General features: G+C 69.4%; 24 protein-coding genes. 15 read left to right on the top strand and 9 right to left on the bottom strand.

Translation table 11 applies throughout. The features are described 5' to 3' along the window. Positions 1 to 2: 2 nt before the first annotated feature. Complete coding sequence (tet, locus tag FHT32_RS17030) at positions 3 to 1,226, bottom strand: Tet(A)/Tet(B)/Tet(C) family tetracycline efflux MFS transporter (protein ID WP_176665784.1); 1,224 nt, start codon at positions 1,224 to 1,226, stop codon at positions 3 to 5. A 93-nt stretch (positions 1,227 to 1,319) separates the two neighbouring features. On the opposite strand from tet, the gene tetR reads away from it, so the two are divergent. Beyond that, positions 1,320 to 1,973 carry a tetracycline resistance transcriptional repressor TetR gene (gene tetR / locus FHT32_RS17025; protein ID WP_176665783.1) on the top strand — a complete coding sequence of 218 codons (654 nt, stop codon included), beginning with the start codon at positions 1,320 to 1,322 and terminating at the stop codon, positions 1,971 to 1,973. Positions 1,974 to 1,979: 6 nt separating this feature from the next. Here the strand turns inward: tetR and FHT32_RS17020 are convergent, their stop codons facing one another. Together FHT32_RS17020 and FHT32_RS17015 are read right to left on the bottom strand one after the other, a co-directional pair. After that, the gene (locus FHT32_RS17020; RefSeq protein ID WP_176665782.1) at positions 1,980 to 3,608 is read right to left on the bottom strand and encodes a GMC family oxidoreductase; all 1,629 of its coding nucleotides are present in this window, start codon (positions 3,606 to 3,608) and stop codon (positions 1,980 to 1,982) included. Positions 3,609 to 3,777: 169 nt separating this feature from the next. Then, entirely contained in the window at positions 3,778 to 5,286 is a 1,509-nt protein-coding gene (locus tag FHT32_RS17015; RefSeq protein ID WP_176665781.1) for a CoA-acylating methylmalonate-semialdehyde dehydrogenase, read from the bottom strand. A 119-nt stretch (positions 5,287 to 5,405) separates the two neighbouring features. On the opposite strand from FHT32_RS17015, the gene FHT32_RS17010 reads away from it, so the two are divergent. From FHT32_RS17010 to FHT32_RS16985, 6 genes are all read left to right on the top strand, one after another. Next, positions 5,406 to 6,335 (top strand): LysR family transcriptional regulator, encoded by a 930-nt coding sequence (locus FHT32_RS17010; protein WP_176665780.1) that lies wholly within the window; start codon positions 5,406 to 5,408, stop codon positions 6,333 to 6,335. Positions 6,336 to 6,479: 144 nt separating this feature from the next. Then, positions 6,480 to 7,646, top strand: coding sequence for an ABC transporter permease (locus FHT32_RS17005; RefSeq protein WP_176665779.1), 1,167 nt, complete (start codon positions 6,480 to 6,482; stop codon positions 7,644 to 7,646). A gap of 12 nt (positions 7,647 to 7,658) precedes the next feature. Next, positions 7,659 to 8,483 (top strand): ABC transporter ATP-binding protein, encoded by an 825-nt coding sequence (locus FHT32_RS17000; RefSeq protein ID WP_176665778.1) that lies wholly within the window; start codon positions 7,659 to 7,661, stop codon positions 8,481 to 8,483. 9 nt (positions 8,484 to 8,492) lie between these two features. Next, positions 8,493 to 9,452, top strand: a complete 960-nt coding sequence (locus FHT32_RS16995) for an MlaD family protein (RefSeq protein WP_176665777.1) — start codon at positions 8,493 to 8,495, stop codon at positions 9,450 to 9,452. 27 nt (positions 9,453 to 9,479) lie between these two features. Further along, the gene (locus FHT32_RS16990; protein WP_176665776.1) at positions 9,480 to 10,157 is read left to right on the top strand and encodes an ABC-type transport auxiliary lipoprotein family protein; all 678 of its coding nucleotides are present in this window, start codon (positions 9,480 to 9,482) and stop codon (positions 10,155 to 10,157) included. A gap of 48 nt (positions 10,158 to 10,205) precedes the next feature. Next, positions 10,206 to 10,427 (top strand): hypothetical protein, encoded by a 222-nt coding sequence (locus FHT32_RS16985; protein ID WP_126022383.1) that lies wholly within the window; start codon positions 10,206 to 10,208, stop codon positions 10,425 to 10,427. Between the two features lie 6 nt (positions 10,428 to 10,433). Here FHT32_RS16985 and FHT32_RS16980 read toward each other — a convergent pair whose 3' ends face one another. After that, entirely contained in the window at positions 10,434 to 11,198 is a 765-nt protein-coding gene (locus FHT32_RS16980) for a Sir2 family NAD-dependent protein deacetylase (protein WP_176665775.1), read from the bottom strand. Next, a complete protein-coding gene (locus FHT32_RS16975; protein WP_176665774.1) occupies positions 11,195 to 12,055 on the bottom strand; it encodes an IclR family transcriptional regulator in 861 nt (286 codons plus the stop codon). Before FHT32_RS16975 ends, FHT32_RS16980 begins: the two co-directional genes overlap by 4 nt. A 145-nt stretch (positions 12,056 to 12,200) precedes the next feature. On the opposite strand from FHT32_RS16975, the gene FHT32_RS16970 reads away from it, so the two are divergent. The 6 genes from FHT32_RS16970 (at position 12,201) to fahA (ending at position 18,869) form a co-directional block, all read left to right on the top strand. Further along, positions 12,201 to 13,160: an MBL fold metallo-hydrolase gene (locus FHT32_RS16970; protein ID WP_176665773.1), complete on the top strand. Its 960-nt coding sequence runs from the start codon at positions 12,201 to 12,203 to the stop codon at positions 13,158 to 13,160. A 139-nt stretch (positions 13,161 to 13,299) separates the two neighbouring features. Then, the gene (locus tag FHT32_RS16965; protein WP_176665772.1) at positions 13,300 to 14,937 is read left to right on the top strand and encodes an FAD-dependent oxidoreductase; all 1,638 of its coding nucleotides are present in this window, start codon (positions 13,300 to 13,302) and stop codon (positions 14,935 to 14,937) included. Between the two features lie 12 nt (positions 14,938 to 14,949). After that, the gene (locus FHT32_RS16960; protein WP_176665771.1) at positions 14,950 to 15,147 is read left to right on the top strand and encodes a DUF2783 domain-containing protein; all 198 of its coding nucleotides are present in this window, start codon (positions 14,950 to 14,952) and stop codon (positions 15,145 to 15,147) included. Between the two features lie 31 nt (positions 15,148 to 15,178). Next, on the top strand, positions 15,179 to 16,492 hold the full coding sequence (gene hmgA, locus FHT32_RS16955; RefSeq protein ID WP_176665770.1) for a homogentisate 1,2-dioxygenase: 1,314 nt from the start codon (positions 15,179 to 15,181) through the stop codon (positions 16,490 to 16,492). Next, positions 16,489 to 17,463 (top strand): tripartite tricarboxylate transporter substrate binding protein, encoded by a 975-nt coding sequence (locus tag FHT32_RS16950; RefSeq protein WP_176665769.1) that lies wholly within the window; start codon positions 16,489 to 16,491, stop codon positions 17,461 to 17,463. Before hmgA ends, FHT32_RS16950 begins: the two co-directional genes overlap by 4 nt. Positions 17,464 to 17,603: 140 nt before the next feature. Next, a complete protein-coding gene (gene fahA / locus FHT32_RS16945; protein WP_176665768.1) occupies positions 17,604 to 18,869 on the top strand; it encodes a fumarylacetoacetase in 1,266 nt (421 codons plus the stop codon). 41 nt (positions 18,870 to 18,910) lie between these two features. Here fahA and mrdA read toward each other — a convergent pair whose 3' ends face one another. The 4 genes from mrdA to FHT32_RS16925 form a co-directional block, all read right to left on the bottom strand. Then, on the bottom strand, positions 18,911 to 20,881 hold the full coding sequence (gene mrdA, locus FHT32_RS16940) for a penicillin-binding protein 2 (protein ID WP_176665767.1): 1,971 nt from the start codon (positions 20,879 to 20,881) through the stop codon (positions 18,911 to 18,913). A 56-nt stretch (positions 20,882 to 20,937) separates the two neighbouring features. Further along, a complete protein-coding gene (gene mreD, locus FHT32_RS16935; protein WP_019655414.1) occupies positions 20,938 to 21,459 on the bottom strand; it encodes a rod shape-determining protein MreD in 522 nt (173 codons plus the stop codon). Next, positions 21,456 to 22,415 carry a rod shape-determining protein MreC gene (gene mreC / locus FHT32_RS16930; RefSeq protein WP_176665766.1) on the bottom strand — a complete coding sequence of 320 codons (960 nt, stop codon included), beginning with the start codon at positions 22,413 to 22,415 and terminating at the stop codon, positions 21,456 to 21,458. The genes mreD and mreC overlap by 4 nt, the downstream gene beginning before the upstream one ends. Positions 22,416 to 22,585: 170 nt before the next feature. Next, the gene (locus FHT32_RS16925; protein WP_007833435.1) at positions 22,586 to 23,629 is read right to left on the bottom strand and encodes a rod shape-determining protein; all 1,044 of its coding nucleotides are present in this window, start codon (positions 23,627 to 23,629) and stop codon (positions 22,586 to 22,588) included. A gap of 215 nt (positions 23,630 to 23,844) precedes the next feature. Between FHT32_RS16925 and gatC the strand changes: the two genes are divergently transcribed. Together gatC and gatA are read left to right on the top strand one after the other, a co-directional pair. After that, positions 23,845 to 24,144 carry an Asp-tRNA(Asn)/Glu-tRNA(Gln) amidotransferase subunit GatC gene (gene gatC, locus FHT32_RS16920; protein WP_176665765.1) on the top strand — a complete coding sequence of 100 codons (300 nt, stop codon included), beginning with the start codon at positions 23,845 to 23,847 and terminating at the stop codon, positions 24,142 to 24,144. Then, positions 24,144 to 25,661: an Asp-tRNA(Asn)/Glu-tRNA(Gln) amidotransferase subunit GatA gene (gene gatA / locus FHT32_RS16915; RefSeq protein WP_371132188.1), complete on the top strand. Its 1,518-nt coding sequence runs from the start codon at positions 24,144 to 24,146 to the stop codon at positions 25,659 to 25,661. The genes gatC and gatA overlap by 1 nt, the downstream gene beginning before the upstream one ends. The last annotated feature ends 1 nt before the right edge of the window (position 25,662 follow it).

Below are 25,662 nucleotides of genomic sequence, written 5' to 3'. Positions count from 1 at the left end.
CTTCAGCCGCGCGCGGTGCTGCTCCTGCGCAGCAGCACCGGCATGCACAGCAGGTAGACCGCCGCGCCCGCCAGCCACGCGATGCCGGGGAAGCGCAGGCGGAAGGCGAAGTAGAGCTGGCTGATGAGCAGCGGCCCGAACACCGAGGCCAGGCTGGAGAGGCTTGCGAGCACGCCCTGCAGCCGCCCCTGCTCGGCCTCGCCCACGCGTGACGAGAGCATCGACTGCAGCGCGGGCGCGCCGATGCCGCCCGTGCACAGCAGCGGCAGCAGCGCGAGCGCCATCCAGCCCTGCGTGGCGAAGGCCAGCAGCGCATAGGCGGTGCAGTCGGCCGCGGTGCCGATGGCGATGGCCGCGCGCTCGCCCCAGCGCTCGACCAGCGGTCCGGCCACGAAGCCCTGCATCAACGCCTGGATCAGGCCGAAGACCGCGAGCGAGACGCCGACCATGGTGCCGTTCCACGCGAACTTGTCCTCGCCGTAGAGCACCCAGGTCGTGCCTGCGACCTCGCCCACCAGCATCAGCACCGTGAACACGCCGAGGATGGGCAGCAGCGCGGGAAAGCTCTTCGCCCAGCGCAGCGGCGCGAGCGGATGCAGCACGCCGCGGTCGAAGGGCTGCAAGGCGAGCCTCGGCGGGCGCGACTCGCGCAGCAGCAGCAAGGCCGCGAGGAAGGTCAGGCCGTTGAGCACCGCGGCGGCGACGAAGGGCAGCCGCACGCCGTGGTCGCCGAGCACGCCGCCGAGCGCCGGCCCCGCGATGAAGCCGATGCCGAAGCAGGCGCCCATGCGGCCGAACCAGCGCGCGCGCTGGTTCTCGGGCGTGAGGTCGGCGATGGCGGCGGAGGCCACCGCCATGTTCGCGCCCGTCATGCCGGCGATCGCGCGGCCCACGAAGAGCAGCCACAGCGAGGGCGCGAAGGCCATGAAGAGCGCGTCGATGGCCGCGCCCGCCACCGAGACCAGCAGCACCGGGCGGCGGCCGAAGCGGTCGCTGAGCGCGCCGAGCACCGGCGCGCAGAGGAACTGCATCAGCGCATAGAGCGAGAGGAATGCGCCGAAGCGCCAGCCGAGGTCGCCCGTGTGGCCGACCTCGCGCAGCAGGCTGGGCACGATCGGCATGACCAGGCTGATGCCGATCGCGTCGAGCGTGACGATCGCGAGGATCACCGCATGCGCATGCCGGCTGCTCGCGAACGGGGTTGGAAGTGCATTTGAATTTATCATCGATAAGGAATTATCAGCGATAAATTCCTGGGCGTGAAGTACCCTCCCCGATCGACATCGGCACACACATAGGCACGCACGCACATCGGAAGAATGAAACTGGACCGCGAAGTGATCCTCGAGACAGCCCTCACGCTGCTCGACGAGGTGGGAATGGACAAGCTCAGCACGCGGCTGCTGGCCGAGCGGCTGGGCGTGCAGCAGCCCGCGCTGTACTGGCATTTCAGGAACAAGCGCGCGCTGCTCGATGCGATGAACGGCGAGATCCTGCGCCGCGCCCACGAGCGCAAGCTGCCGGAGCCCGGCGAGACCTGGGACGCCTTCCTGCGCGAGAACGCGCGCAGCTTCCGCCGCGCGCTGCTGGCGCGGCGCGACGGCGCGAGGCTGCATGCAGGCTCGGAGCCTGACCCGGCCGATCTCGACATGGTCGAGGCGCAGCTCGCTTCCGTGGTCCGCCTGGGCCTGCCTGCGCCGCAGGCGATGACGCTGCTGATCGCCCTGGGCCGCTACACCGTGGGCTGCGTGCTGGAACAGCAGGCGACGCCGCCCGACGCAGCCGAGCAGCAGCAGGCGCTCGACGCCGCCGCGGCCTCGCGTCCGCTGCTGGCCGAGGCCTTCGCCAATTACCGCCGGGCCGGGCCCGACGCGCTGTTCGAGATCGGCATCGACCTCATGCTGGAAGGGGCGAAGGCGCGCATGGCGGGCAATGCGCCGGCCAAGCGCCGCACTGCCGCACCGCGCCGCTGAAGCCGCTCAGCGGTTGTCCTCGACGATCCAGCCCGCGGCCTTCTCGGCCATCATGAGCGTCGGGCTGTTGGTGTTGCCGCTGGTGATGGTGGGCATCGCGCCCGCATCGACCACGCGCAGGCCCTGCACGCCGCGCACACGCAGGCGCGAATCGAGCACCGCCGCCGGGTCGTTGTCGGCGCCCATCCTGGTGGTGCCCACCGGATGGAAGATGGTGGTGGCGATGTCGCCGGCCAGGCGCGCCAGGTCCTCGTCGGTCTGGTACTGCACGCCGGGCTTCCATTCCTCGGGCTTGTACCTGGCGAGCGCGGGCTGCTGCGCGATGCGGCGCGTGACGCGCAGCGACTCGGCCGCCACCTTGCGGTCTTCGTCGGTGCTCAGGTAGTTGGGCGCGATGGCTGGAGCGTCCTCGAAGCGGTGGCTGCGGATGCGCACCGAGCCCCGGCTCGTCGGGTTGAGGTTGCACACGCTCGCGGTGAAGGCCGGAAAGCTGTGCAGCGGATCGCCGAAGGCGTCGAGCGACAGTGGCTGCACGTGGTACTGCAGGTTGGGCCATTCGCGATCGGGCGAGCTGCGCGTGAAGGCGCCGAGCTGCGAGGGCGCCATGCTCATCGGGCCGCTGCGCTTGAGCACGTATTCGAGGCCGATCTTCGCCTTGCCGATCATCGAGGAGGCCATCACGTTGAGCGTGGGCGCGCCGGCGATCTTGTAGACCGCGCGGATCTGCAGATGGTCCTGCAGGTTGGCGCCGACGCCGGGCGCGTCGAGCACCACGTCGATGCCGTGCTGCCTGAGCAGCTCGGAAGGCCCCACGCCCGAGAGCTGCAGGATCTGCGGCGAGCCGATGGCGCCTGCGCTCAGCACCACCTCGCGCGTGGCGCGCACCGTGACCTTCTCGCTGCCGTTCCACACCTCGGCGCCGGTGCAGCGACGCGTGCCGTCCGGCTGCGTCTCGAACAGCAGGCGCGAGACCTGCGCGCCGGTCCAGAGCTCGAAGTTGGGCCTGCCGTAGCAGGTCGGGCGCAGGAAGGCCTTGGCGGTATTCCAGCGCCAGCCGTTCTTCTGGTTGACCTGGAAGTAGCCCACGCCCTCGTTGTTGCCGCGGTTGAAGTCGGTGGAGTGCGGCACGCCGGCCTGCACAGCGGCTTCGGCGAAGGCGTCGAGGATGTCCCAGCGCAGGCGCTGTTTCTCGACGCGCCACTCGCCGCCCGCGCCGTGCATCTCGTCGACGCCCAGGTAGTGGTCTTCGTGCTTCTTGAATGCGGGCAGCACGTTCTGCCAGCGCCAGCCGTCGTCGCCGGTGAGGTCGGCCCAGTGCTCGTAGTCGCGCGACTGGCCGCGCATGTAGATCATGCCGTTGATGCTGGAGCAGCCGCCCAGCGTCTTGCCGCGCGGATAGCGCAGCACCCGGCCGTTGAGGCCCGCGTCGGGCTCGGTGCTGTAGAGCCAGTCGGTGCGCGGGTTGCCGATGCAGTAGAGGTAGCCGACCGGGATGTGGATCCAGTGGTAGTCGTCCTTGCGGCCCGCCTCGATGAGCAGCACGCGCCGGTTCTTGTCGGCGCTCAGGCGGTTCGCCATGAGCGAGCCGGCGGTGCCGGCGCCGATGACGACATAGTCGAAGGTGGTCTCGCTCAAGTGGTTGTCTCCTTCTGCTTCGTTCTTGTTTGCTCAGGGCGCCGCACCACGCCGATGCCGTTATCCGTCAGTACCAGAGCTCCCGCGGAACCGGCTCCGCCGGGCCGCAGGGAGCGCCCCCTCGAGGGGGATGCGAGCGACACGAAGTGCGCGAGAGTCGGGGGTGGACTTATTTTGCCGTGGGCATGACGAACTCGGCACCCTTGCCGATGCTCTCCGGCCAACGCTGCATCACCGACTTCTGCTTCGTGTAGAAGCGCACGCCCTCTTCGCCGTAGGCGTGCATGTCGCCGAAGAGCGACCGCTTCCAGCCGCCGAAGCCGTGCCAGGCCATCGGCACCGGAATCGGCACGTTGATGCCGACCATGCCCACCTGGATGCGGCGGCTGAACTCACGAGCCACGTTGCCGTCGCGGGTGAAGCAGCTCACGCCGTTGCCGAACTCGTGCGCGTTGACGAGGTCGATCGCGTCCTTGAAGTTGGCCACGCGCACGCAGCTCAGCACGGGGCCGAAGATCTCTTCCTTGTAGATGCGCATCTCGGGCGTGACGTGGTCGAACAGCGTGCCGCCCATCCAGAAACCGTCGCCGCAGCCTTCGCCCGCGGCATTGCCGTCGAACTTGCGGCCGTCGACCAGCAGCTTCGCGCCTTCCTTCTCGCCCAGGTCGATGTAGCCGGTGATGCGCTCGTGCGCGGCACGGGTCACGATCGGGCCCATCTCGGCCGCGAGGTTCTCGCCGTTGAGCACCTTCAGCGTCTTGGTGCGCTCGACGAGCTTCGGAATGATCTTGTCAGCCACGTCGCCCACCAGCACTGCCACGCTGATGGCCATGCAGCGCTCGCCGGCCGAGCCGTAGCCGGCGCCGATCAGCGCGTCCACGGTCTGGTCGATGTCGGCGTCGGGCATCACCACCATGTGGTTCTTCGCGCCGCCCAGGGCCTGCACGCGCTTGCCGTGGCGGGCGCCGGTCTCGTAGATGTAGTTGGCGATGGGTGTGGAGCCGACGAAGCTGATGGCCTTGACGTCGGGGTGCTCCAGCAGCGCGTCGACCGCCGCCTTGTCACCCTGCACCACGTTGAACACGCCGTCGGGCAGGCCGGCTTCCTTCAGCAGCTCGGCCATGCGCAGCGAAGGCGTCGGGTCGGTCGGGCTGGGCTTGAGCACGAAGGTGTTGCCCGCAGCGATGGCCACCGGGAACATCCACATCGGCACCATCACCGGGAAGTTGAACGGCGTGATGCCGGCGACCACGCCCAACGGCTGGCGCAGCGTCCAGTTGTCGATGCCGGTGCTGACCTGGTCGGTGAAGTCGCCCTTGAGCAGCTGCGGGATGCCGCAGGCGAACTCGACGATGTCGATGCCGCGGCTGACTTCGCCCTGCGCGTCGGTGAAGACCTTGCCGTGCTCGGCGGTGATCATGTGGGCGAGCTCGTCCTTGTGCTCGTTGAGCAGCTGCAGGAACTTGAACATCACGCGCGCGCGGCGGATCGGCGGCGTGTCGGCCCATGCCGGGAAGGCGGCCTGCGCGGCGGCAACAGCGGTGCCGACCTGGTCGGCATCGGCGAGGCCGACCTTGCCGGTGACGACGCCGGTGGCGGGGTTGGTCACGTCCTGCGTGCGGCCGGAGGTGTTGGCGGCGGGCTTGCCGGCGATGAAGTGGTCGATGGAGGTAGACATGGGGAGAACCCTGAGAGAGGCTGTGCCAGAAGGAAGATGCGGCCAGTTTAGGCAGCGCCTCGTTCCCCGCCTAGTCGCGATGCTTGAACTTATTGTTCGCAATGGCGAACAATGCAGGCATGAAACCCCAAAATATCGAGTCGCTCTGGACGCACCTGCACTGGCTCACCGTGCTGGCGCAGCAGGGCAGCTTCACCGCCGCCGCGCTGCGCCTGGGCGTGAGCAAGGCGGCCATGAGCCAGCGCATCGCCGAGCTCGAACGCGCGGCCGGCGCGCCATTGGTGCAGCGCACCACGCGCAGCGTGCGGCTCACCGAGGCCGGCCAGCGGCTGGTGGAGGACATGCGCGGCCCCTTCGAGCAGATCGCCCACAGTTTCGCCGGCGTGCGCGACCTCGCGGGCGTGCCGCGCGGGCTGGTGCGGGTGACGGCGCCGGTGGCCTTCGCACGCCAGCAGCTGGTGCCCAGGCTGGCCGACTTCCTGCGCGCGCAGCCCGAGGTGCGCATCGAGCTCGACCTGTCCGATCGGCTCAGCTCGCTCGCGATGGAGGGCTTCGACCTCGCGATCCGCCACACGGCCGCGCCGCCCGACACGCACGTGGCCTGGACGCTGTGCGAGACCCAATCGGTGCTGGTGGCCAGCCGCGCCTACCTGCGCCGCCGCGGCACACCGCGCGAGCCCCAGGCCCTGGCCAGCCACGACTGCCTGCACTACCCCCGTGCGCAGGAAACGCCGACCTGGCATTTCGAGGCCAAGGCCTCGGCGCCGCGCATCACGGTGCCGGTGTCCGGCCCGCTGGTCGCCAACAACAGCGAGGCGCTGCGCGACGCGGCGCTGACCGGGCTCGGCATCGCGCTGGTGCCCGACTTCAGCGCGCAGGCGGCGCTGCAGTCGGGCAAGCTGCAGCAGGTGCTGCCGCAGTGGCGCTCGGTGGGCGCCTTCGGCGAGCGCCTGTACGCCATACGGCCCTACGCCACGCACGTGCCGCAGGCGGTGACGGCCTTCGTGGCCTGGCTGCGCGAAACCCTTTCCGACGGCTTCGCACCCTGAAGGAAACATGAAGAAACGGCGTGGTGCCCTACGCGAACGAAGGGTCTGGCTCACCTTGACCGCGGATGCACGCGGTTACGATGCGCGCACCCGGCCCGGGTTTTGTTAACTTTCACGCTCACCCGACTCATTCTTCGTCCAGCCATGTCTCCCGCCCCATCGCCTGCCGACGCCTCCGCCGCCGACAGCGCGTGGCCCCGCGTCGCGCAGCGCGAGCAGGACGGCCGCCAGTGGACGGTGGCCAGCGGCCGGTGGACCACGCTGGCGATGTCGTCCAAGCCGGCCTGGCAGGCGCTGGCCGAGAGCCTAAAGACGGCCCCGCCCGCCGACGACCGCGCCTGGGACCTCCGGCCGGTCGAGCAGCTCGACCACATCGGCGCGCAGCTTCTGTGGGACCACTGGCGCCACGAGTGGCCGGCGACCATCGAGCTGTCGCCGCAGCACAAGGCCGTGCTCGACCACGTGGCGCAGCACACCGTTGCCACGCCCGACGAGCCCTCGCCCACGCTGAACGACCGCATCCGCGCGTTCTCGCACAACGGGCCGCGGCTCATGTACGTGGTGCGCGACTTCACCGCGCTGGTCGGCCAGTTCGCGCTCGACCTGTGCCGGCTGGCGCGCGCGCCGCACCGGGGGCCGTGGCGCGATTTCTCCGGGCATCTGTATCAGTTCGGTGCGACGGCGCTGCACATCACGGCGCTGGTCGGGCTGTTGATCGGCGTGGTGCTGGCCTACCTGATCTCGCAGCAGCTGCGCCAGTACGGCGCCGAGACCTTCGTGGTGAACATCCTCGGGCTCTCGCTGATCCGCGAGCTGGGGCCGGTGCTGGCCGCGGTGCTGATCGCCGGCCGCTCCGGCTCGGCCATCACGGCGCAGATCGGCGTGATGCGCGTGACGGAAGAGCTCGACGCGATGCGCGTGATGGGCATCCCGCACGGTTTTCGACTCGTGATGCCGCGCGTACTGGCGCTGGCCATCGCGATGCCGCTGATCAGCCTGTGGACCTCGATGGCCGCGCTCGCAGGCGGCATGCTCGCGGCCGACGCGGCGCTCGACATCTCGCCGGCGTACTTCCTCTCGGCGCTGCCGCGCGCGGTGCCGATCTCGAACCTGTGGCTGGCCATGGCCAAGTCGGCGGTCTTCGGCATCCTGATCGCGCTGATCGGCTGCCACTTCGGCATGAAGGTGAAGCCGAACACCGAGAGCCTCGGGCGCGGCACCACTTCGTCGGTGGTCACCTCGATCACCGCGGTGATCCTGGTCGACGCCCTCTTCGCCGTGCTCTTCAAAGGCATCGGCTTCCGTGCATGAGGGCGTGAAACCATGAGCATGCCCGTGCGCCCCGACACCGACCCCACCGTGGTGGACATCCGCGGCCTGTGGACCGTGTTCCAGAGCCCCGACGGCGAGCAGGTGGTGCACCGCGACCTGCAGCTGCACATCGACCGCGGCGAGGTGCTCTCGCTGGTGGGCGGATCGGGCACGGGCAAGACGGTGCTGCTGCGCCAGATCCTCGGGCTGGAGAAGCCCACGCGCGGCCACGTCGAAGTGCTGGGCCAGGAGCCCGGCGAGCTCAGCGCCTCGGGCGCGGCCAACGTGGGCATGCTGTTCCAGCACGGGGCGCTGTTCTCGGCCTTCAGCGTGCTGGAGAACATCGCCTTTCCGCTGCGCGAGCTGAAGCTCCTGCCCGACGAGCTCATCCGCCACGCGGCGCTGGTGAAGCTGCAGATGGTGGGCCTGGGCCCGCAGCATGCCAACAAGAGCCCGGCCGATCTCTCGGGCGGCATGATCAAGCGCGTGGCGCTGGCGCGCGCGCTCATCATGGACCCGCCGCTGCTGCTGCTGGACGAACCCACGGCCGGCCTCGACCCCGAGGCCTCCGACAGCTTCTGCGACCTGCTGCGCGGCCTGCACCGCGAGCTGGGCCTCACGGTGGTGATGGTCACGCACGACCTGGACACGCTGTTCGACCTGAGCACCCGCATCGCGGTGCTGGCCGACCAGAAGGTGATCGTCACCGGCGCGGCGCGCGAGGTCATCGCGTATCCGCATCCCTTCATCCACGAATACTTTCTCGGCGGGCGCGGCCAGCGCGCCCTCGAAGCGCTGCATGACAAGCCGGCCCCCGAACAGGCCGCTGAAAGGTAGGTAGCCACCATGGAAAACAAGGCCCACGCCCTCGCCGCCGGCGCCTTCGTGCTCGGACTGATCGCCGCGCTCGTCGCGCTGGTGGTCTGGTTCACGCGCGACAACACCGTGCGCAACATCTACGAGCTCTCCACCCGCGACGCGGTCAGCGGCCTGCAGCCGCAGGCCATGGTGCGCTACCGCGGCATCGCGGTGGGCAAGGTGGCGTCGATCGACTTCGACCCGAAGGTCAAGGGCAACGTGCGCGTGCGCATCACGGTCGACGAGCGCGTGCCGCTCACCACCTCCAGCTTCGCCACGCTGAGCTACCAGGGCGTGACCGGCCTGGCCTTCATCGCGCTGGACGACAAGGGCGAGTCGAGCGTCTCACTCAAGCCCAACAACGACGACCCGCCGCGCATTCCGCTCAAGCCCTCGATGCTGGCGCAGCTGCAGGACCGCGGCGAGGCCATCATCAACCAGGTCGAGGAAGTGACCAAGCGCGCCAACCAGCTGCTGAGCGACCCCAACCAGAAGCGCGCCGCCGATGCGCTGGAGAACATCGCAGCCGCCTCGGCCAGCGCCAACACGCTGCTCAAGACGCTCGACAACACCGTGAAGACCGGCCTGAACCCGGCGCTGACGAAGCTGCCCGACACCATGGCCTCGGTGAAGAAGGCGGCCGGCGACGTCTCCCGCGTTGCCAACAACTTCAACACCACCGTGGGCCGGCTGAACGCGCCCGACGGCCCGGTCGAGCGGCTGAGCGACGGCACCAAGGCGCTGGCGCAGGCGGTCGATTCGTTCAACGCCGCCACGCTGCCGCGCGTGAACCGCGTGGCCGACGACACCTCGCACGCGGTGCGCCGGCTGGGCCGCGCGGCGGACAGCATCAACGACAACCCGCAATCGCTGCTGTTCGGCAACGGCGGCGCGGCCGCGGGCCCGGGCGAGCCGGGCTTCCAGGCGCCGGCCGCGACGCGGCCCTGATTCCCGACCGAGGGAGGATCACCGACCATGAACGCCATTCGCAAGACCCCCGCCGCCATCGCGCTCGGCTGCGCCCTGCTGCTGGCCGCCGGCTGCGGCGCGCTGCCCGACAAGCCCGCGCGCGCCACGCTCTACGACTTCGGCCCCGGCCCGGCGATGCCTGCCGCGGCACCCGCAACGGCACCTGCAGCGGCCACGCTCGCGACGCTGTCGCTGGCCGAGTTCGAGAGCAACACCCGCCTCGACGGCACGCAGATCCTCTATCGCCTGGGCTACGCCGACGCCAACGAGCTGCGGCCCTACGGCCAGTCGCGCTGGAGCCTTCCGCCCTCGCAGCTGCTGCGCCAGCGGCTGCGCGACACGCTCTCGGAGCGCCGCATGGTGCTCGGCCCCGAAGAGGCGGCCACCATCTCGCGCGGCCGGGGCCAGGCGCCGGACACGCTGCGCATCTCGCTGGACGAGTTCAGCCACTACTTCGAATCCGCGAGCGCCAGCGTGGGCCTGGTGCGCCTGCGCGCCACGCTCGTGCGCAGCACCGCCGCCGGCGACCGCGTGCTGGGCCAGCGCCTGTTCACCGTGCGCCGCCCCGCGCCCAGCGCCGACGCGCCCGGCGGCGTGAAGGCGCTCATCTCCGCCAGCGACGCGGCCGTGGCCGAGGTGGTGCAGTGGGTGGACCAGTTGCAGCAGCAACAGCCGCGGCAGTAATCTGCGGCACCCACACGGAAGGTAGTCGGAAGGAAGGAGCATCGCCCCATGAACGCAACTCGCATCGTCGGCATCCTGCTGATCGTGGCCGGCATCGCCGTGCTGGCCATGGGCAGCTTCAGCTTCACCAAGGAAACCCACCAGGCCAAGCTCGGGCCGCTGGAGTTCTCTGTGAAGGAGAAGGAAACGGTCAACCTGCCCGTGTGGGCCGGCGTGGCCGTGATCGTGGTGGGCGGGGCGCTGGTGCTGCTCGGGGGCAGGAAGGGCTGATCGCCCTCAGCCTCTCGAGCCCGGCACGCCCGCCAGCAGTTGCGGCAGCAGGTCTTCGGAAGCACCGCGCAGCACCACGGCCGCCGCGTCGTCCAGGTGCGGCAGCGGCTCCAGGTTCAGCGTGATGAGCCGCGCGCCGTGCGCGAGCGCAGTCTGCGGCAGCTCGGCCGCCGGGTGGACGATGGTGGTGCTGCCCACCACCATGAACAGATCGCACTCCTGCGCCGCCATCTGCGCGTCGAGCAGCACGCCGGCATTCAGCATCTCGCCGAACATCACCACGTCGGGCCGCGCATGCGCGCCGCAGCGCAGGCAGCGGTGGAAGGGCCAGGGGCCGCTGCGGTTGCCGCAGCGGTCGCAGCGCCAGCGGCGCAGCGAGCCGTGCAGCTCGAGCACGTCCTGGCCGCCGGCCAGCGTCAGCAGGCCATCGACGTTCTGCGTGACCAGCCGGGTCGCGGGGCGCAGCCGCTGCAGCAGCGCGAGCGCCGTGTGGCCGGGGTTCGGCTGCGCCGACTCGATCATCGACAGGCGCTGCGCCCAGAACTTCGTGAAGCCCGAAGGGTCGCGCTGCAGGTCCTCGGCGTGGGAGAACTGCAGCGCGTTCTGGCTCTTCCACAGTCCGTCGGCGTCGCGGTAGGTGGGAATGCCCGAGGCGCGCGACAGGCCCGCGCCCGAGAACACGACGATGCGCCGGGCATTGCAAAGCAGCTCGATGGCCGCGTGGATGGGAGAAGCGGAAGAAGAGATATCTGTTGTTGTGACTGGCGTCATCGCTCGGGTCCGGGGGCGGCGGGCGCGGAGGAGGCGGCGGCGCCCAGGCGCTGCGACACCGTGCCGGCGCAGGCCTTGAGCGCGCGGGCGATCTGGCCGTCCCACGCGGTGTCGAAGATGCCGGCCGGGCCGATGGCGGTGACGGCCAGCACGATCGCGCCAGTGTGGTCGAAGACGGGCGCGGCCATGGCGCTGACGCCTTCGATGACCTCGCCGTCGGAACGGCTGATGCCGTGCGCGCGCACTTCCTGCAGCTGGCGCTCGAAGTCGCTCCACGAGGGCAGCGGCTGCACCGGCGGCATGCCGGCGATGGCCGCGGGCTCCGCGCCCTTGCGCTGCTTCTGGCGCTGGCGTTCGTCTTCGAGCAACTGGCGCACCACGCCGGCATCGAGGAAGGCGGCGAACACGCGGCCCGAGGCGGTGTTGGTCAGCGAGAACACAGTGCCGTGCCGCATGTTCACGTGCACCGGCGAGGGCGACTCCGCCGTGCGCACGATGGTCGCGCCGCGCGCGCCCCACACGGCCAGCGCCACGGTGTGGCCGATCTGCTGCGCAAGCTGGCCGATCAGCGGGGTGGCGATGTGCACCGGGTCGGCCTGCTGCAGGCTGATGAGGCCCAGTTGCAAGGCGAGCGGGCCGAGCAGATAGTGGCCGCTGGCGCGGTCCTGCTCGATGAGGCCCAGCCGCCCGAAGCTGACCATGTACGGATGCGCCTTGGCCGCCGTCATGTCGGCCTCGCGCGCCAGGTCCTTCAGCGCCATGGGCCGGCCGTGATGCACCAGCGCGCGCAGCAGCTGGCCGCCGACTTCGATGCTCTGGATGCCGCGCTGGGCGCGGTCGTTGTCACTGGCTGCCATGGCCGGCCTCGCCTTCTGGTCGTTCGTTCATGAAGAAGGGATTAGACATTAACTGATCTGCGGCTTACACTGCGCCCATTCGTTAACTGCAAATTCGTTCGACTTAGACGAATTTCAAATTCCACCCCACCGACGGAGACACCCGATGAGCCAAGCCAAGAAATTCGCCAGCCAGGCCGACATGGAAGAGAAGAAGGTCACCTTCAGCCAGATCTCGGAACATGCCTGGGCCTACACCGCCGAGGGCGACCCCAACACCGGCATCGTCATCGGCGACGACTGCGTGCTGGTGGCCGACACCCAGGCCACGCCCGCCATGGCGGCCGACGTGGTGCGCCGCATCCGCGAGGTGACCGACAAGCCCATCAAATATGTGGTGCTCACCCACTACCACGCGGTGCGCGTGCTGGGCGCGGCGGGCTACGGTGCCGAGCACATCCTGGCCAGCCAGGACACGCGCGACCTGATCGTCGAGCGCGGCGAGCAGGACAAGGCCAGCGAGATCGGCCGCTTCCCGCGCCTCTTCCAGAACGTCGAGACCGTGCCGCCGGGCCTGACCTGGCCCACCATGACCTTCACCGGCAAGATGACGCTGTGGCTGGGCAAGCTGGAAGTGCAGCTCATCCAGCTCGGCCGCGGCCACACCAAGGGCGACACCGTCGTCTGGCTGCCGCAGGAGCGCACGCTGCTGTCGGGCGACCTGGTCGAGTTCGGCGCCACGCCGTACGCGGGCGACGCCTACTTCAAGGATTGGCCGCAGACGCTGGACAACATCGCCGCACTCAAGCCCGTGGCGCTGGTGCCCGGCCGCGGTGCCGCGCTGACCACGCCCGCCGAAGTGGCCGAGGGCCTGACGGGCACGCGCAACTTCATTTCCGACGTGTATGCCAGCGTGCAGGAAGGCGTGAAGGCCGGGCGCGACCTGAACGCGGTCTACAAGGAAACCTACGAGAAGCTCAAGCCCAAGTACAGCCAGTGGGTGATCTTCGACCACTGCATGCCCTTCGACGTGAGCCGCGCCTACGACGAGGCCTCGGGCCACGCCGACCCGCGCATCTGGACGGCCGAGCGCGACGTCGAGATGTGGAAGGCGCTGGAAGGCTGATCCCGCGTTGCTCCCTCTCCCGCCGGGGGAGGGTTGGGGTGGGGGCAGGCAGAGCGCCCGAAGTGAACGGCGTCGTGCCCCCATCCCGGCCTTCCCCCAGCGGGGGAAGGAGCAAAGACAAAAGACACGGAGACAAGACGTGATCGACTATCAGAGCCTGCGCTTCGACTACCGCCGCCACGCCGACCAGGACGCGGCCGCGCCTGCGCGCCACCCCGTGGTGATCGTCGGCGCCGGCCCGGTCGGGCTGACGCTGGCCATCGACCTCGCGCTGCGGCAGGTGCCCGTGGTGCTGCTGGACAACGACAACACCCTTTCGAGCGGCTCGCGCGCGATCTGCTTCGCCAAGCGCACGCTGGAAGTGTTCGACCGCCTGGGCTGCGGCGACCGCATGGTCGACAAGGGCGTGTCGTGGAACGTGGGCAAGGTGTTCTTCCACGACGAGCAGGTCTACCGCTTCGACCTGCTGCCCGAGCCCGGCCACGAGCGCCCGGCCTTCATCAACCTGCAGCAGTACTACGTCGAGGGCTACCTCGTCGAGCGCGCGGCGGCGCTGCCGCTGATCGACCTGCGCTGGAACAACAAGGTCACCGGCATCGAGCAGGGCGACGACGGCGCGGTGCTGACGGTGGAAACGCCCGAGGGCAACTACAGGCTGCAGGCGGACTACGTGGCCGCCTGCGACGGCTCGCGCTCCAACACGCGCCAGATGCTCGGCCTGGAAGCCAAGGGCCGCGTGTTCCGCGACCGCTTCCTGATCGCCGACATCACGATGGACGCAGACCTGCCCACGGAGCGCCGCTTCTGGTTCGACCCGTCGTTCCACCCCGGCCAGAGCGTGCTGCTGCACAAGCAGGCCGACGGCATGTGGCGCGTGGACTTCCAGCTCGGCTGGGACGCCGACCCGGTGGAGGAGCGCAAGCCCGAGAACATCACGCCGCGCGTGCGTGCGCTGCTCGACAGCATCGGCTTCGAGGGCGTGCAGTTCCGCATCGGCTGGGCCAGCGTCTACACCTTCGCCTGCCAGCGCATGGAGCGCTTCCGCCATGGCCGCGTGCTGTTCGCGGGCGACTCGGCGCACGGCGTGTCGCCCTTCGGCGCGCGCGGTGCCAATTCGGGCGTGCAGGACGCCGACAACCTCGCCTGGAAGCTCGCCGCCGTGGTGCAGGGCCAGGCGCCCGATGCGCTGCTCGACAGCTACGCCAGCGAGCGCGAATACGCCGCCGACGAGAACATCCGCAATTCCACCCGCGCCACCGACTTCATCACGCCCAAGAGCGAGGTGAGCCGCCTCTTCCGCGACGCGGTGCTGGAACTGACGAAGCGCCACGCCTTCGCGCGCACGCTGGTCAACAGCGGCCGGCTCTCTGTGCCTTCGGTGCTGCGCGACTCGCCGCTGAACACGCCCGACGCCGACGCCTTCTCGGGCGCGATGGTGCCCGGCGCCGCCGCGGCCGACGCGCCCGTGGTGCATGCGGACGGCAGCACCGGCTGGCTGCTGCGCGAATGTCATGTCGCGCAGTTCACCGCGCTGGTGTTCGGCCAGGGCGAGGCGGCCGAGCGCAGCCTGGCCGAGCTGAGGGCCAGCGACCGGCCGCTGCACGTGGTGCGCATGGAAGACGGCGCCCGCGGCAGCGAGCTCGCCGCGCAGCGCTACGAGGCCCGGCCCGGCACCGTGTACCTGCTGCGCCCTGACCAGCACGTGTGCGCGCGCTGGCGCGCCCCGTCGGCGGCGCAGGTGCGCGGCGCCGTCGATCGCGCGCTCGGCAAACACTGAGGGAACGACCCCATGACCGCATCCACCCCCAAGCTGATCACCGACCCGCACCTCGAAGCGCCCGACGATTTCTACGAGGCGCTGATCGACGCGCACCAGGGCCTGAGCACGGAAGAGAGCAACGCCTACAACGCGCGCCTCGTGCTGGTGCTGGCCAACCACATCGGCTCGCTGGCCGTGCTGCGCGAAGCGCTCGCGGCTGCGAAGTAATGCCCCCATTCAAGCCATCCATGAGGACCCCATGACCGCCGCAACCTCCTCCACCGAGCGCCGCTACCAGAGCGGCTTCGGCAACGAATACGCCTCCGAGGCCGTGCCCGGCGCGCTGCCGCAGGGCCGCAACAACCCGCAGCGCGGACCTCTCGACCTCTACACCGAACTGCTCTCCGGCACCGCCTTCACCGCGCCGCGCCACGAGAACCGCCGCACCTGGCTCTATCGCCGCCAGCCCTCGGTGGTGTCGGGCCGCTACCAGCCGTATGCGCAGCCGCTGTGGACCACCGGCGCCGACCGCGAGATCGCGCTGCCGCCCGAGCCCCTGCGCTGGCACCCGCAGCCGCTGGACGAAGCGGCGGCCAAGGCCGACTTCATCGACGGCATGCGCACCATCGCAGCCAACGGCGACGCCGAATCGCAGGTCGGCATCGGCTCGCTGATGTACCTCGCGGGCCGCTCGATGGAGCGCCGCGCCTTCGTCAACGCCGACGGCGAGATGCTGGTGGTGCCGCAGCAGGGCCGCCTCGTCATCACCACCGAGCTGGGCGTGCTCGACGTGAAGCCCGGCGAAATCGCGGTGCTGCCGCGCGGCATGGCCTTCAAGGTCGCCTTGCCCGACGGCCTCTCGCGCGGCTACGTCTGCGAGAACTACGGCGCGCACTTCCGCCTGCCGGAGCTGGGCCCCATCGGCTCGAACGGCCTGGCCAACGCGCGCGACTTCCAGGCGCCGGTGGCGGCCTTCGAGACGGAAGAAGGCGGCTACGAGATCGTCAAGAAGTTCGGCGGCCGCTTCTGGCAGGCGCCGATGAAGCAGTCGCCCTTCAACGTGGTCGCCTGGCACGGCAACCTCTCGCCGGTGAAGTACGACACGGCGCACTTCATGGTGATCGGCTCGATCAGCTTCGACCATCCCGATCCGTCGATCTTCACCGTGCTGACCTCGCCCAGCGACACCCCCGGCACGGCCAACTGCGACTTCGTGATCTTCCCGCCGCGCTGGATGGTCATGGAGAACACCTTCCGCCCGCCGTGGTTCCACCGCAACCTGATGAGCGAGTTCATGGGCCTGGTGCTGGGCGAGTACGACGCCAAGCCGGGCGGCTTCAAGCCCGGCGGCGCGAGCCTGCATAACTGCATGGTGCCGCACGGGCCGGACGAGGAAGCCTTCGACAAGGCCACCCACGCCGACCTGAAGCCGCACAAGCTGGACAACACGCTGGCCTTCATGTTCGAGAGCCGCTATCGCTTCATTCCGACGAACTTCGCGCTGAAGAGCCCTGCGCTCGACACGGACTACGCCGACTGCTGGGCCGGCCTCAAGGATCAATTCAAGGCATGAAGACCGTGTTCACTCTCACACGCCGCGCGGCGGCCGTGGCCCTGTTCGCCGTGCCCTTCCTCGCACAAGCGGCCGACTACCCCTCGAAGCCCATCCGCTTCATCGTGCCCTACACCCCCGGCGGCACCACCGACCTGGTGGCGCGCACCGTGGGCCAGAAGGTGTCGGAGAAGCTGGGCCAGCCGGTGCTGATCGACAACCGCGGCGGCGCGGGCGGCAACATCGGCATGGACGCCGTGGCCAAGGCCGCGCCCGACGGCTACACCATCGGCTTCGGCGCGATCTCGACCAACGCGCTGAACCCGCACATCTACAAGTCGATGGCCTTCGACCCGCGCAAGGACTTCACCGCCATCAGCCTGCTGGGCACATCGACCATCGTGCTCGAAGTGCCGGCGGCCTCGGCCATCAAGTCGGTGCCCGACCTGATCGCGGCCGCGAAGAAGAACCCCGGCCTGCCCTACGCCACCGCGGGCGCCGGCACCTCGATGAACCTGGCCGGCGTGATGTTCGCGCAGATGACGGGCACCGAGCTCGTGCACGTCGCCTACAAGGGCAGCGGCCCGGCCATCACCGACATGCTGGGCAACAACATCGGCGTGATGTTCGACAACCTGCCGGCCTCGCTGCCGCACATCCAGGCCGGCAAGCTGCGCGCGCTGGCGGTGGCGGGCCCGACGCGCTCGCCCTCGCTGCCCGACGTGCCGACCATGGCCGAGGCGGGCCTGAAGGGCTACGCGCTGGAGCCGTGGTTCGGCGTGTACGGACCGGCGAAGCTGCCGGCGCCGGTCGTGAAGGCGCTGAACGAGGCCTTCGTGGAAGCGCTCGCCATGCCCGACGTGAAGGCCAAGCTGGCGCAGGCCGGCTTCTCGCCGCGCGGCTCGACGCCGCAGGAGCTCACCACGCTGACAGAGACCGAATACAAGCGCCTCGGCGACGTGGCCCAAAAGGCCGGGATGACCGCGGAGTAGAGCTCGCCCCCAGGCTTGCCCACTTCGTGTGGCCGCCAACCCCCTACCGGGGGCAACACCTGCGGCCCGGCGAAGCCGGTTCCGCGGTGTTCCCCGAAAAGTCCGGACCCTTCAGAAAACTTGCTTGAAAGACATCCTCCATGACCGCACTGAACGCCACCCATGACCCGAAGCTGCGCAGCTGGGTCGCATCGGCCAACGAGGCCGGCACCGACTTCCCGATCCAGAACCTGCCCTTCGGCCGCTTCCGCACCGCCGGCAGCAGCGAGGCCTTCCGCATCGGCGTCGCCATCGGCGACCAGGTGCTCGACCTGCGCGCCACGGGCCTCATCGACACCGACGACATGAACGTGCTGATGAACGCCGGCACGAAGGAACGCCAGGCGCTGCGCGCCGCCATCTCCGCCGGCCTCGCCGAAGGCAGCGACAGGCAGGCCGCCTGGTCGAAGGCGCTGCTGCCGCAGGCCGGGGCCGAGATGACCGTGCCCTGCCGCATCGGCGACTACACCGACTTCTACACGGGCATCCATCACGCCACCACCATCGGCAAGCTGTTCCGCCCCGACCAGCCGCTGATGCCCAACTACAAGTGGGTGCCCATCGGCTACCACGGCCGCGCCTCGTCCATCGGCGTGAGCGGCCAGGTCTTCAAGCGCCCGAACGGCCAGACCAAGGCACCCGACGCGGCCGAGCCGAGCTTCGGCCCGTCGAAGCGGCTGGACTACGAGTTGGAGCTGGGCTTCTTCATCGGCCGCGGCAACGCGCAGGGCGAGCCCATCGCCATCGCCGACGCCGAGGAGCACCTGTTCGGCGTGACGCTGCTCAACGACTGGTCGGCGCGCGACCTGCAGGCCTGGGAATACCAGCCGCTCGGCCCCTTCCTGTCGAAGAACTTCGCGAGCACGCTGTCGCCGTGGCTGGTGACGATGGAGGCGCTGGCCCCCTTCCGCTCGAAGTTCGAGCGCCCCGCCGGCGACCCACAGCCGCTGCCGTACCTCGACTCGGCATCCAACCGCGAGAGCGGCGCGCTAGACATCACGGTCGAGGTGCTGCTGCAGACCGCGAAGATGCGCGCCGAGGGCGTGGCGCCCGTGCGCCTCACGCGCGGCAGCGTCGCCGAAGCCGCCTACTGGACCGCCGCGCAGCTGGTCGCGCACCACACGGTGAACGGCTGCAACCTGCAGCCGGGCGACATGCTGGGCTCGGGCACCCTCTCGGGCCCGAAGCCCGACGAGGCCGGCTCGCTGATCGAGCTGACGCAGGGCGGCAAGCAGCCGATCACGCTGGCGAACGGCGAGAAGCGGACGTTCCTGGAGGACGGGGACACGCTGACCATTCGCGGCTACTGCGAGCGCCCGGGCGCGGTGCGGATCGGGCTGGGCGAGGTCAGCGGAACGGTGGTCTGAGAGTCTTCTTCCCTCTCCCCTCGGGGAGAGGGAAGAAGACATCAGGGCGCGGTGGCGGGCGTGGCCGAAGCGGCCGGCCAGGCCACCTCGCTCGCCACGCGCGGCTTGCCGATCGGCGCGGTCGCCTTGCCGACCTTGATGGCGGCCATATCGGCTTCGCTCGGGTACTGGTCGGCAAGCCAGTAGTCGAACACCCGGCGCGCGATGGGCGCTGCCGCGCCCGCGCCCCAGCCGGCGTTCTCCACGATCACCGCCAACGCGATCTTCGGGTCGTTCACCGGCGCGTACGCCATGAACAGGGCGTGGTCGCGCTGGTGCTCCTCGAGCGCGCGCGCGTTGTACTTGGTGTTCTGGCCCATCGACACGGCCTGCGCCGTGCCTGTCTTGCCAGCCGCCTGGTAGCTGGCGCCCGCGAACACGCCGCGCGCGGTGCCGCTGGTGACCACGCTCGTCAGGCCCTCGCGGATCACCGCGATGTTGGCCGCCGTGAAGCCCAGGTTCACCGCAGGCGGCTGCGGCAGGGGCACCACCTGGCCGTTGACGGTGTCGCGCGTGGCGAGCGCGAGGTGCGGCTTGTGCTTGAGGCCGCCGTCGGCCACGATGGCCGTGGCCTGCGCCAGCTGCAGCATGGTGAAGTTGTTGTAGCCCTGGCCGATGCCCAGCGAGATGGTCTCGCCCGCGTACCACTTCTTCTGCTCGGGCCGCTTGTAGGTGTTGCGCTTCCACTCGGTGCTGGGCAGCACGCCGCGCACCTCGCCGCCGAGGTCGATGCCGGTGATCTGGCCGAAGCCCAGCGGCTTCATGAAGTCGTGGATGAGGTCCACGCCCATCTCGTTGGCCAGCGAGTAGTAATAGATGTTGCTCGACAGCTGGATCGAGCGGCGCATGTCGACGCCGCCCAGGTAGCCCTCGGGGCTGCCGAAGCGGTGGCCGCCGAAGTTGAAGTAGCCGGGGTCGTTCACCACCACGCTGGGGCCACGCTTGCCGGTCTGCAGCGCCGCCAGCGCCATGAAGGGCTTGTACGTGGAGCCCGGCGGGTAGGTACCGCGCAGCGCGCGGTTCAGCAATGGCTTGTCGATGGACTCGGTGAGCGCCGCCCAGCTTTCGTTGTCGATGCCCTCGACGAACAGGTTCGGGTCGAAGGTAGGCTTGCTCACGAAGGCGAGGATCTCGCCGGTCTTGGGGTCGATGGCCACCAGCGCGCCGCGGCGGTCGCCGTACATGTCCTCCACCAGCTTCTGCAGCTTGATGTCGAGCGACAGCATGACCGTGTTGCCCGGCGTGGCCGGGTGGCTGGCCAGCCGGCGCACGGCGCGCCCGCCCGCGGAGGTTTCCATCTGCTCCACGCCGGTCTGGCCGTGCAGCGTCTTCTCGTAGCTCTGTTCGATGCCGAGCTTGCCGATGTAGTCGGTGCCCTTGTAGTTGGCCTGGTCCTCCTCGTCCCAGTCCTCCATCGCGGTCTTCTCGCGCTGGTTGATGCGGCCGATGTAGCCCAGCACGTGCGAGGCGAGCTCGCCCTGCGGGTAGTTGCGGAACAGGCGCGCCTTGATCTCCACGCCCGGGAAGCGGTAGCGCTGGGCGGCGAAGCGGGCGACTTCCTCGTCGCTCAGGCGGGTGCGGATGGGAATGGAGTCGAAGCTGCGCGAGTCTTCGCGCAGCCGCTTGAAGCGGCGGCGGTCGCGCGGAGAGACTTCCAGCACCTGCGTGAGGCTGTCGATGGTCTCCTCGACGTCGCCCACCTTCGAGGGCGTGATCTCCAGCGTGTAGGCCGAGTAGTTGGAGGCCAGCACGATGCCGTTGCGGTCGAGGATGAGCCCCCGGTTCGGCACCACCGGCACCACCGCCGTACGGTTGCTCTCGGCCTGCTCGGCCAGGTCTTCGTGGCGCACGACCTGCAGGTAGAGCAGCCGCGAGCACAACAGCCCGAACGCGAAGAGCACCGCCAGCCCGATGACGATCACGCGGCGCTTGAAGCGCGCGAGGTCGGCGGCGACGTTGCGGATTTCGGTCATGGCGATGGGAGCTTAGGCGCGCGCAGGTGCGAAGGCAAATGCGGGAGAGGCTGGGCTTAGAGGGGGCGGTTCTCGTCGGGTTCCGGCGTTCTGCGCTGGGGAGCCAGCAGCAAGGCGGTGGCCAGCGGCCAGAGCGCAGCCTCGATGGCCGGCGATGCCAGCACCGTCCAGCCGGGAAACACGCCGCCGCCGATCATCCGCGTGACCACTTCGATCAGCTGCGAGAGCGCGAAGAGCGGCAGCACCTGCAGCGCCTGCGACGCCACCGGATACCACAGCAGCCGCCGGTGGATGGTGATCGCGAAGAAGCCCAGCGTGGTGTAGGACAGCGCATGCTGGCCCAGCATCGACGACTGGTGCACGTCCATGCACAGGCCGAACACGAAGGCCGCGCCGATGCCCACGCGCGCGGGCTGGTGCACGCCCCAGAACACGATCACCAGCGCCAACAGGTCGGGCATCCAGACGGCGCGGCCGATCGGGATCATGTTGATGAGCAGCGCCACCACGAGGCTGCTCCACATGAAGACGGGGCTGACGGGCAGCAGCAGCTGCTGCTGGCCTGGACGCTTGATCATGGGCGCGCTCCCGGCTTCTTCTCGTTCTTGCCCGCGCCCGGCTTGCCCTCGGGGCGCTTGCGCTGGGTGACGGCGGGCTGCGCGGGCGGCGGCGCGGCCGGCGTGCCCGTGGGCTCGAGCACCAGCACATAGCGCGCGGCCGTCACGTGGGCCAGCGGCACGCAATAGATGCGGGCGAAGGCGGAATCTGCGCGGCGCTCGATGCGCTCGATCTTCGCCACCGGCAGGCCGGCGGGATAGATGCCGTCGACGCCGCTGGTGGATAGCAGGTCGCCTTCCTGCAGGTCGGCGTTGGCGGCCATGAAGCGCAGCTCCAGCCCGCCGCCGTGGGCCGAGGCGTCGCCGAAGGCCACGCTGCGCACGCCGGTGCGGGTGTTCTGCACGGGAATGGAAAGATCGCGATCGATCACCAGCGTGACCTCGCTCGTGAAGGGCAGCACCTGCGTGACCTGCCCGAGCACGCCGCGCGCGTCGATCACCGGCGAGCCGGGCTGCACGCCCTGGGCCAGCCCCTGGTCGATGACGATCTTGCGGGTGTAGGGGTCGGCCGCGTCGTAGAGCACCTCGGCGGCGCGGCCCGGCGTGGTGGTGGTCTGGCGCAGCTCGAGCAGCTCGCGCAGGCGGGCGTTGTCCTGGGCCAGCGTATCGGCCTGGGCAGCGCGCTCGGCCTGCATCATCAGCGCCTTGCGCGCGTCTTCCTCGTTGCGCTGGGCGGTCTGCAGGTCTTCGAGGTAGCGTCCGCCGCCCAGCACCGCCTGCACCGGCTTCAACGCCACCCACTGCACCGGATAGAGCACGGCGCCGATGGCGGCCCGGATCGGCTGCACGATGTGGAAGCGCGCGTCGGCCACCATGAGGAACAGGGAGAGCGCGCCGAAGAAGATCAGCTTGCTGAGTGCCGACTGCCCCTGGTTGAACAGGGGTGGCGCTGTGCGATCGAGCGTGCCCAGGGGCATGAATTCGGCCTAGTTTTCACCGCGCCTTGCGCGAATTACGGCACAAGAAATTAACACATGACGATGCCAGGAATACCGCGGAGCCGGCTTCGCCGGGCCGCTGGTATTGCCCCCTGCAAGGGGGTTGGCACAGCGACACGAAGTGCGCGAAGCCTGGGGGTGTACCTCGGTTATTCGCTCGTGAAGATGCTGCCCAGGCGGTCCATGCGCTCCAGGGCGATGCCGCAGCCGCGCACCACGCAGGTCAGCGGGTCTTCGGCCACCAGCACCGGCAGGCCGGTTTCCTCGGCCAGCAGGCGGTCGAGGTCGCGCAGCAGCGCGCCGCCGCCGGTCAGCATCATGCCGCGCTCGGCGATGTCGGCGCCCAACTCGGGCGGCGTCTGCTCCAGCGCGTTCTTCACGGCCGAGACGATGTTGTTGAGCGGATCGGTCAGGGCTTCCAGCACTTCGTTGCTGCTGATGGTGAAGCTGCGCGGCACGCCTTCGGAGAGGTTGCGGCCCTTGACTTCCATTTCCTTGACTTCGGAGCCCGGGAAGGCCGAGCCGATGTTCTTCTTGATGACTTCGGCCGTCGGCTCGCCGATCAGCATGCCGTAGTTGCGGCGGATGTAGTTGATGATGGCTTCGTCGAAGCGGTCGCCGCCCACACGCACGGAGCCCTTGTAGACCATGCCGCCCAGGCTGATGACGCCCACTTCGGTGGTGCCGCCGCCGATGTCCACCACCATCGAGCCCGAGGCCTCGCTGACGGGCAGGCCGGCGCCGATGGCCGCGGCCATGGGTTCCTCGATGAGATAGACGGAAGTGGCGCCGGCGGCTTCGGCCGCGTCCTTGATGGCGCGGCGCTCGACCTGAGTGGAGCCGCAGGGCACGCAGATGATGATGCGCGGGCTCGGCGTGAGCAGCGTGCGCGGGTGCACCATCTTGATGAACTGCTTGATCATCTGCTCGGTGATCACGAAGTCGGCGATCACGCCGTCCTTCATCGGGCGGATCGCCTCGATGTTGCCGGGCACCTTGCCCAGCATGGCCTTGGCTTCGCGGCCGACGGCCTGGATCACCTTCTTGCCATGCGGACCGCCCTCGTGGCGGATGGCGACGACCGAGGGTTCGTCGAGCACGATGCCCTTGTTGCGGGCGAATATCAGGGTGTTGGCGGTGCCGAGGTCGATCGCAAGGTCGGTGGAAAAGTACCGACGGAAAGCTCCAAACATGTGCGGAATCCTCTGAGCACGGCCTGCGCATCGGCAGGTCGTCGCTCTATTTTTTGGGTCGTTTGATGGGGTGAATTGATCGTTTTTGGCGCAAAAGCCGGCGCGTTCGCGGGGGTTGCGGCAAAGGCGGGATAATACCCGAATCCCCTCTGATTCCCGTATTAGCACCCGTTCCGGCGTGCGATTACCCCCGCTTTTTTGGGCCGTTCCGACCTATGTCACTTTCCGCTTCCGATATTGCGCGCATCGCCTCGCTGGCGAGGCTGCAGCTGGCTCCCGATGAAAGCGAGCGCATGCTCAGCCAGATCAATGGCTTCTTCGACCTGGTCGAACGCATGCGTTCGGTGGACACCGCCGGCGTCGAGCCGCTGGCCCACCCCGTGGCCGCCATCGAAGACATCACGCTGCGCCTGCGCGAGGACGTGGTGAGCGAACCCGACAACCGCGAAGCCAACCAGAAGAGCGCCCCGGCCGTCGAAGCCGGCCTGTTCCTCGTGCCCAAGGTGATCGAATGATGAGCAGCAGCAGCGGTGAACTGCACCAATTGAGCGTTGTCGAGCTGGCCAAGGCGCTGGCCGAACGCAAGGTTTCGGCCGTCGAGGCCTCGCAGGCCTTCCTGGGCCGCATGAAGGCGCACGAAGCGCTGGGTACCTTCGTCGACGTGAACGAAGAAGCCACTCTGGCGCAGGCCCGCGCCGCCGACGCGCTGATCGCCAGGGGCGACGCCCCCGCGCTGGCCGGCGTGCCCATTGCGCACAAGGACATCTTCGTCACCACCGACTTCGCCACCACCGCCGGCTCGAAGATGCTGGCGGGCTACCGCTCGCCCTTCGACGCCACCGTGGTGCGGCGCCTGGCAGATGCCGGCGCGGTCACGCTGGGCAAGCTGAGCTGCGACGAGTTCGCGATGGGCTCGGCCAACGAGAACGTCGCCGTGCCTGCCGTGGGCCACGACAAGGCCGTGCCGGTGCGCAACCCCTGGAACACGGAGCGCATTCCGGGCGGCTCCTCCGGCGCCAGCGCGGCCGCCGTGGCTGCACGCCTCGCGCCCGCGGCCACCGGCACCGACACCGGCGGCTCGATCCGCCAGCCCGCATCGTTCTGCGGCGTCACCGGCATCAAGCCCACCTACGGCCGCGCCTCGCGCTACGGCATGGTGGCCTTTGCCTCCAGCCTCGACCAGGCCGGCCCGATGGCCCGTTCGGCCGAAGACTGCGCGCTGCTGCTGTCGGCCTTCTGCGGCCCCGACATCGACCGCGACTCCACCTCGCTCGACAAGCCCGCCGAGAACTTCGGCCGCTCGCTGAACGACTCGCTCGAAGGCCTGCGCATCGGCGTGCCGAAGGAGTTCTTCGGCGAAGGCGTGGCACCCGGCGTGCGCGCGGCCATCGACGCGGCTCTTGCGCAGTACGAGAAGCTCGGCGCCAGGCGCGTCGAGGTCACGCTGCCGCGCACCGAGCTGTCGATTCCCGTGTACTACATCATTGCCGCGGCCGAGGCCTCGAGCAACCTGAGCCGCTTCGACGGCGTGAAGTTCGGCCACCGCGCCAAGGACTTCATCGACCCCGCGAGCAAGAAGAGCGCGCTCACGCAGATGTACGAGCGCACACGCGCCGAAGGCTTCGGCGACGAAGTGAAGCGCCGCATCATGATCGGCACCTACGTGCTCTCGCACGGCTACTACGACGCCTACTACCTGCAGGCGCAGAAGGTGCGCCGCATGATCGCCGACGACTTCCAGCAGGCCTTCAAGCAATGCGACGTGATCGCCGGCCCTGCCGCGCCGACTACCGCCTGGAAGATCGGCGAGCACGGCGACGACCCCGTGGCCGACTACCTCGCCGACATCTTCACGCTGCCCGCATCGCTGGCCGGCCTGCCCGGCATGAGCGTGCCCGCGGGCTTCGACGGCGGCATGCCCGTGGGCCTGCAGCTGATCGGCAACTACTTCGGCGAAGCGAAGCTGCTGAACGCGGCGCACCGCTTCCAGCAGGCCACCGACTGGCATGCACGCACGCCGGAAGGTTTTTGAG

Origin of the sequence: Variovorax sp. SG517 (assembly GCF_013376045.1) — a bacterium.
In the GTDB taxonomy this organism is placed as follows: Bacteria; Pseudomonadota; Gammaproteobacteria; order Burkholderiales; family Burkholderiaceae_C; genus Variovorax.
The sequence above is the reverse complement of the archived record's forward strand: the minus strand, read 5'-3'. Positions and strand labels throughout refer to the sequence as shown.

Coding starts and splice junctions, on each gene's coding strand:
- mreD (WP_019655414.1), bottom strand. CDS start 21,459: ATGATCAAGCGTCCAGGCCAGCAGCAGCTGCTGCTGCCCGTCAGCCCC.
- FHT32_RS16960 (WP_176665771.1), top strand. CDS start 14,950: ATGACCGCATCCACCCCCAAGCTGATCACCGACCCGCACCTCGAAGCG.
- gatC (WP_176665765.1), top strand. CDS start 23,845: ATGTCACTTTCCGCTTCCGATATTGCGCGCATCGCCTCGCTGGCGAGG.
- FHT32_RS16970 (WP_176665773.1), top strand. CDS start 12,201: ATGAGCCAAGCCAAGAAATTCGCCAGCCAGGCCGACATGGAAGAGAAG.
- FHT32_RS17000 (WP_176665778.1), top strand. CDS start 7,659: ATGAGCATGCCCGTGCGCCCCGACACCGACCCCACCGTGGTGGACATC.
- FHT32_RS17015 (WP_176665781.1), bottom strand. CDS start 5,286: ATGTCTACCTCCATCGACCACTTCATCGCCGGCAAGCCCGCCGCCAAC.
- hmgA (WP_176665770.1), top strand. CDS start 15,179: ATGACCGCCGCAACCTCCTCCACCGAGCGCCGCTACCAGAGCGGCTTC.
- tet (WP_176665784.1), bottom strand. CDS start 1,226: ATGATAAATTCAAATGCACTTCCAACCCCGTTCGCGAGCAGCCGGCAT.
- FHT32_RS16990 (WP_176665776.1), top strand. CDS start 9,480: ATGAACGCCATTCGCAAGACCCCCGCCGCCATCGCGCTCGGCTGCGCC.
- FHT32_RS16950 (WP_176665769.1), top strand. CDS start 16,489: ATGAAGACCGTGTTCACTCTCACACGCCGCGCGGCGGCCGTGGCCCTG.
- fahA (WP_176665768.1), top strand. CDS start 17,604: ATGACCGCACTGAACGCCACCCATGACCCGAAGCTGCGCAGCTGGGTC.
- FHT32_RS16995 (WP_176665777.1), top strand. CDS start 8,493: ATGGAAAACAAGGCCCACGCCCTCGCCGCCGGCGCCTTCGTGCTCGGA.
- FHT32_RS16975 (WP_176665774.1), bottom strand. CDS start 12,055: ATGGCAGCCAGTGACAACGACCGCGCCCAGCGCGGCATCCAGAGCATC.
- mrdA (WP_176665767.1), bottom strand. CDS start 20,881: ATGACCGAAATCCGCAACGTCGCCGCCGACCTCGCGCGCTTCAAGCGC.
- gatA (WP_371132188.1), top strand. CDS start 24,144: ATGAGCAGCAGCAGCGGTGAACTGCACCAATTGAGCGTTGTCGAGCTG.
- FHT32_RS17010 (WP_176665780.1), top strand. CDS start 5,406: ATGAAACCCCAAAATATCGAGTCGCTCTGGACGCACCTGCACTGGCTC.
- mreC (WP_176665766.1), bottom strand. CDS start 22,415: ATGCCCCTGGGCACGCTCGATCGCACAGCGCCACCCCTGTTCAACCAG.
- FHT32_RS17005 (WP_176665779.1), top strand. CDS start 6,480: ATGTCTCCCGCCCCATCGCCTGCCGACGCCTCCGCCGCCGACAGCGCG.
- FHT32_RS16985 (WP_126022383.1), top strand. CDS start 10,206: ATGAACGCAACTCGCATCGTCGGCATCCTGCTGATCGTGGCCGGCATC.
- tetR (WP_176665783.1), top strand. CDS start 1,320: ATGAAACTGGACCGCGAAGTGATCCTCGAGACAGCCCTCACGCTGCTC.
- FHT32_RS16925 (WP_007833435.1), bottom strand. CDS start 23,629: ATGTTTGGAGCTTTCCGTCGGTACTTTTCCACCGACCTTGCGATCGAC.
- FHT32_RS16980 (WP_176665775.1), bottom strand. CDS start 11,198: ATGACGCCAGTCACAACAACAGATATCTCTTCTTCCGCTTCTCCCATC.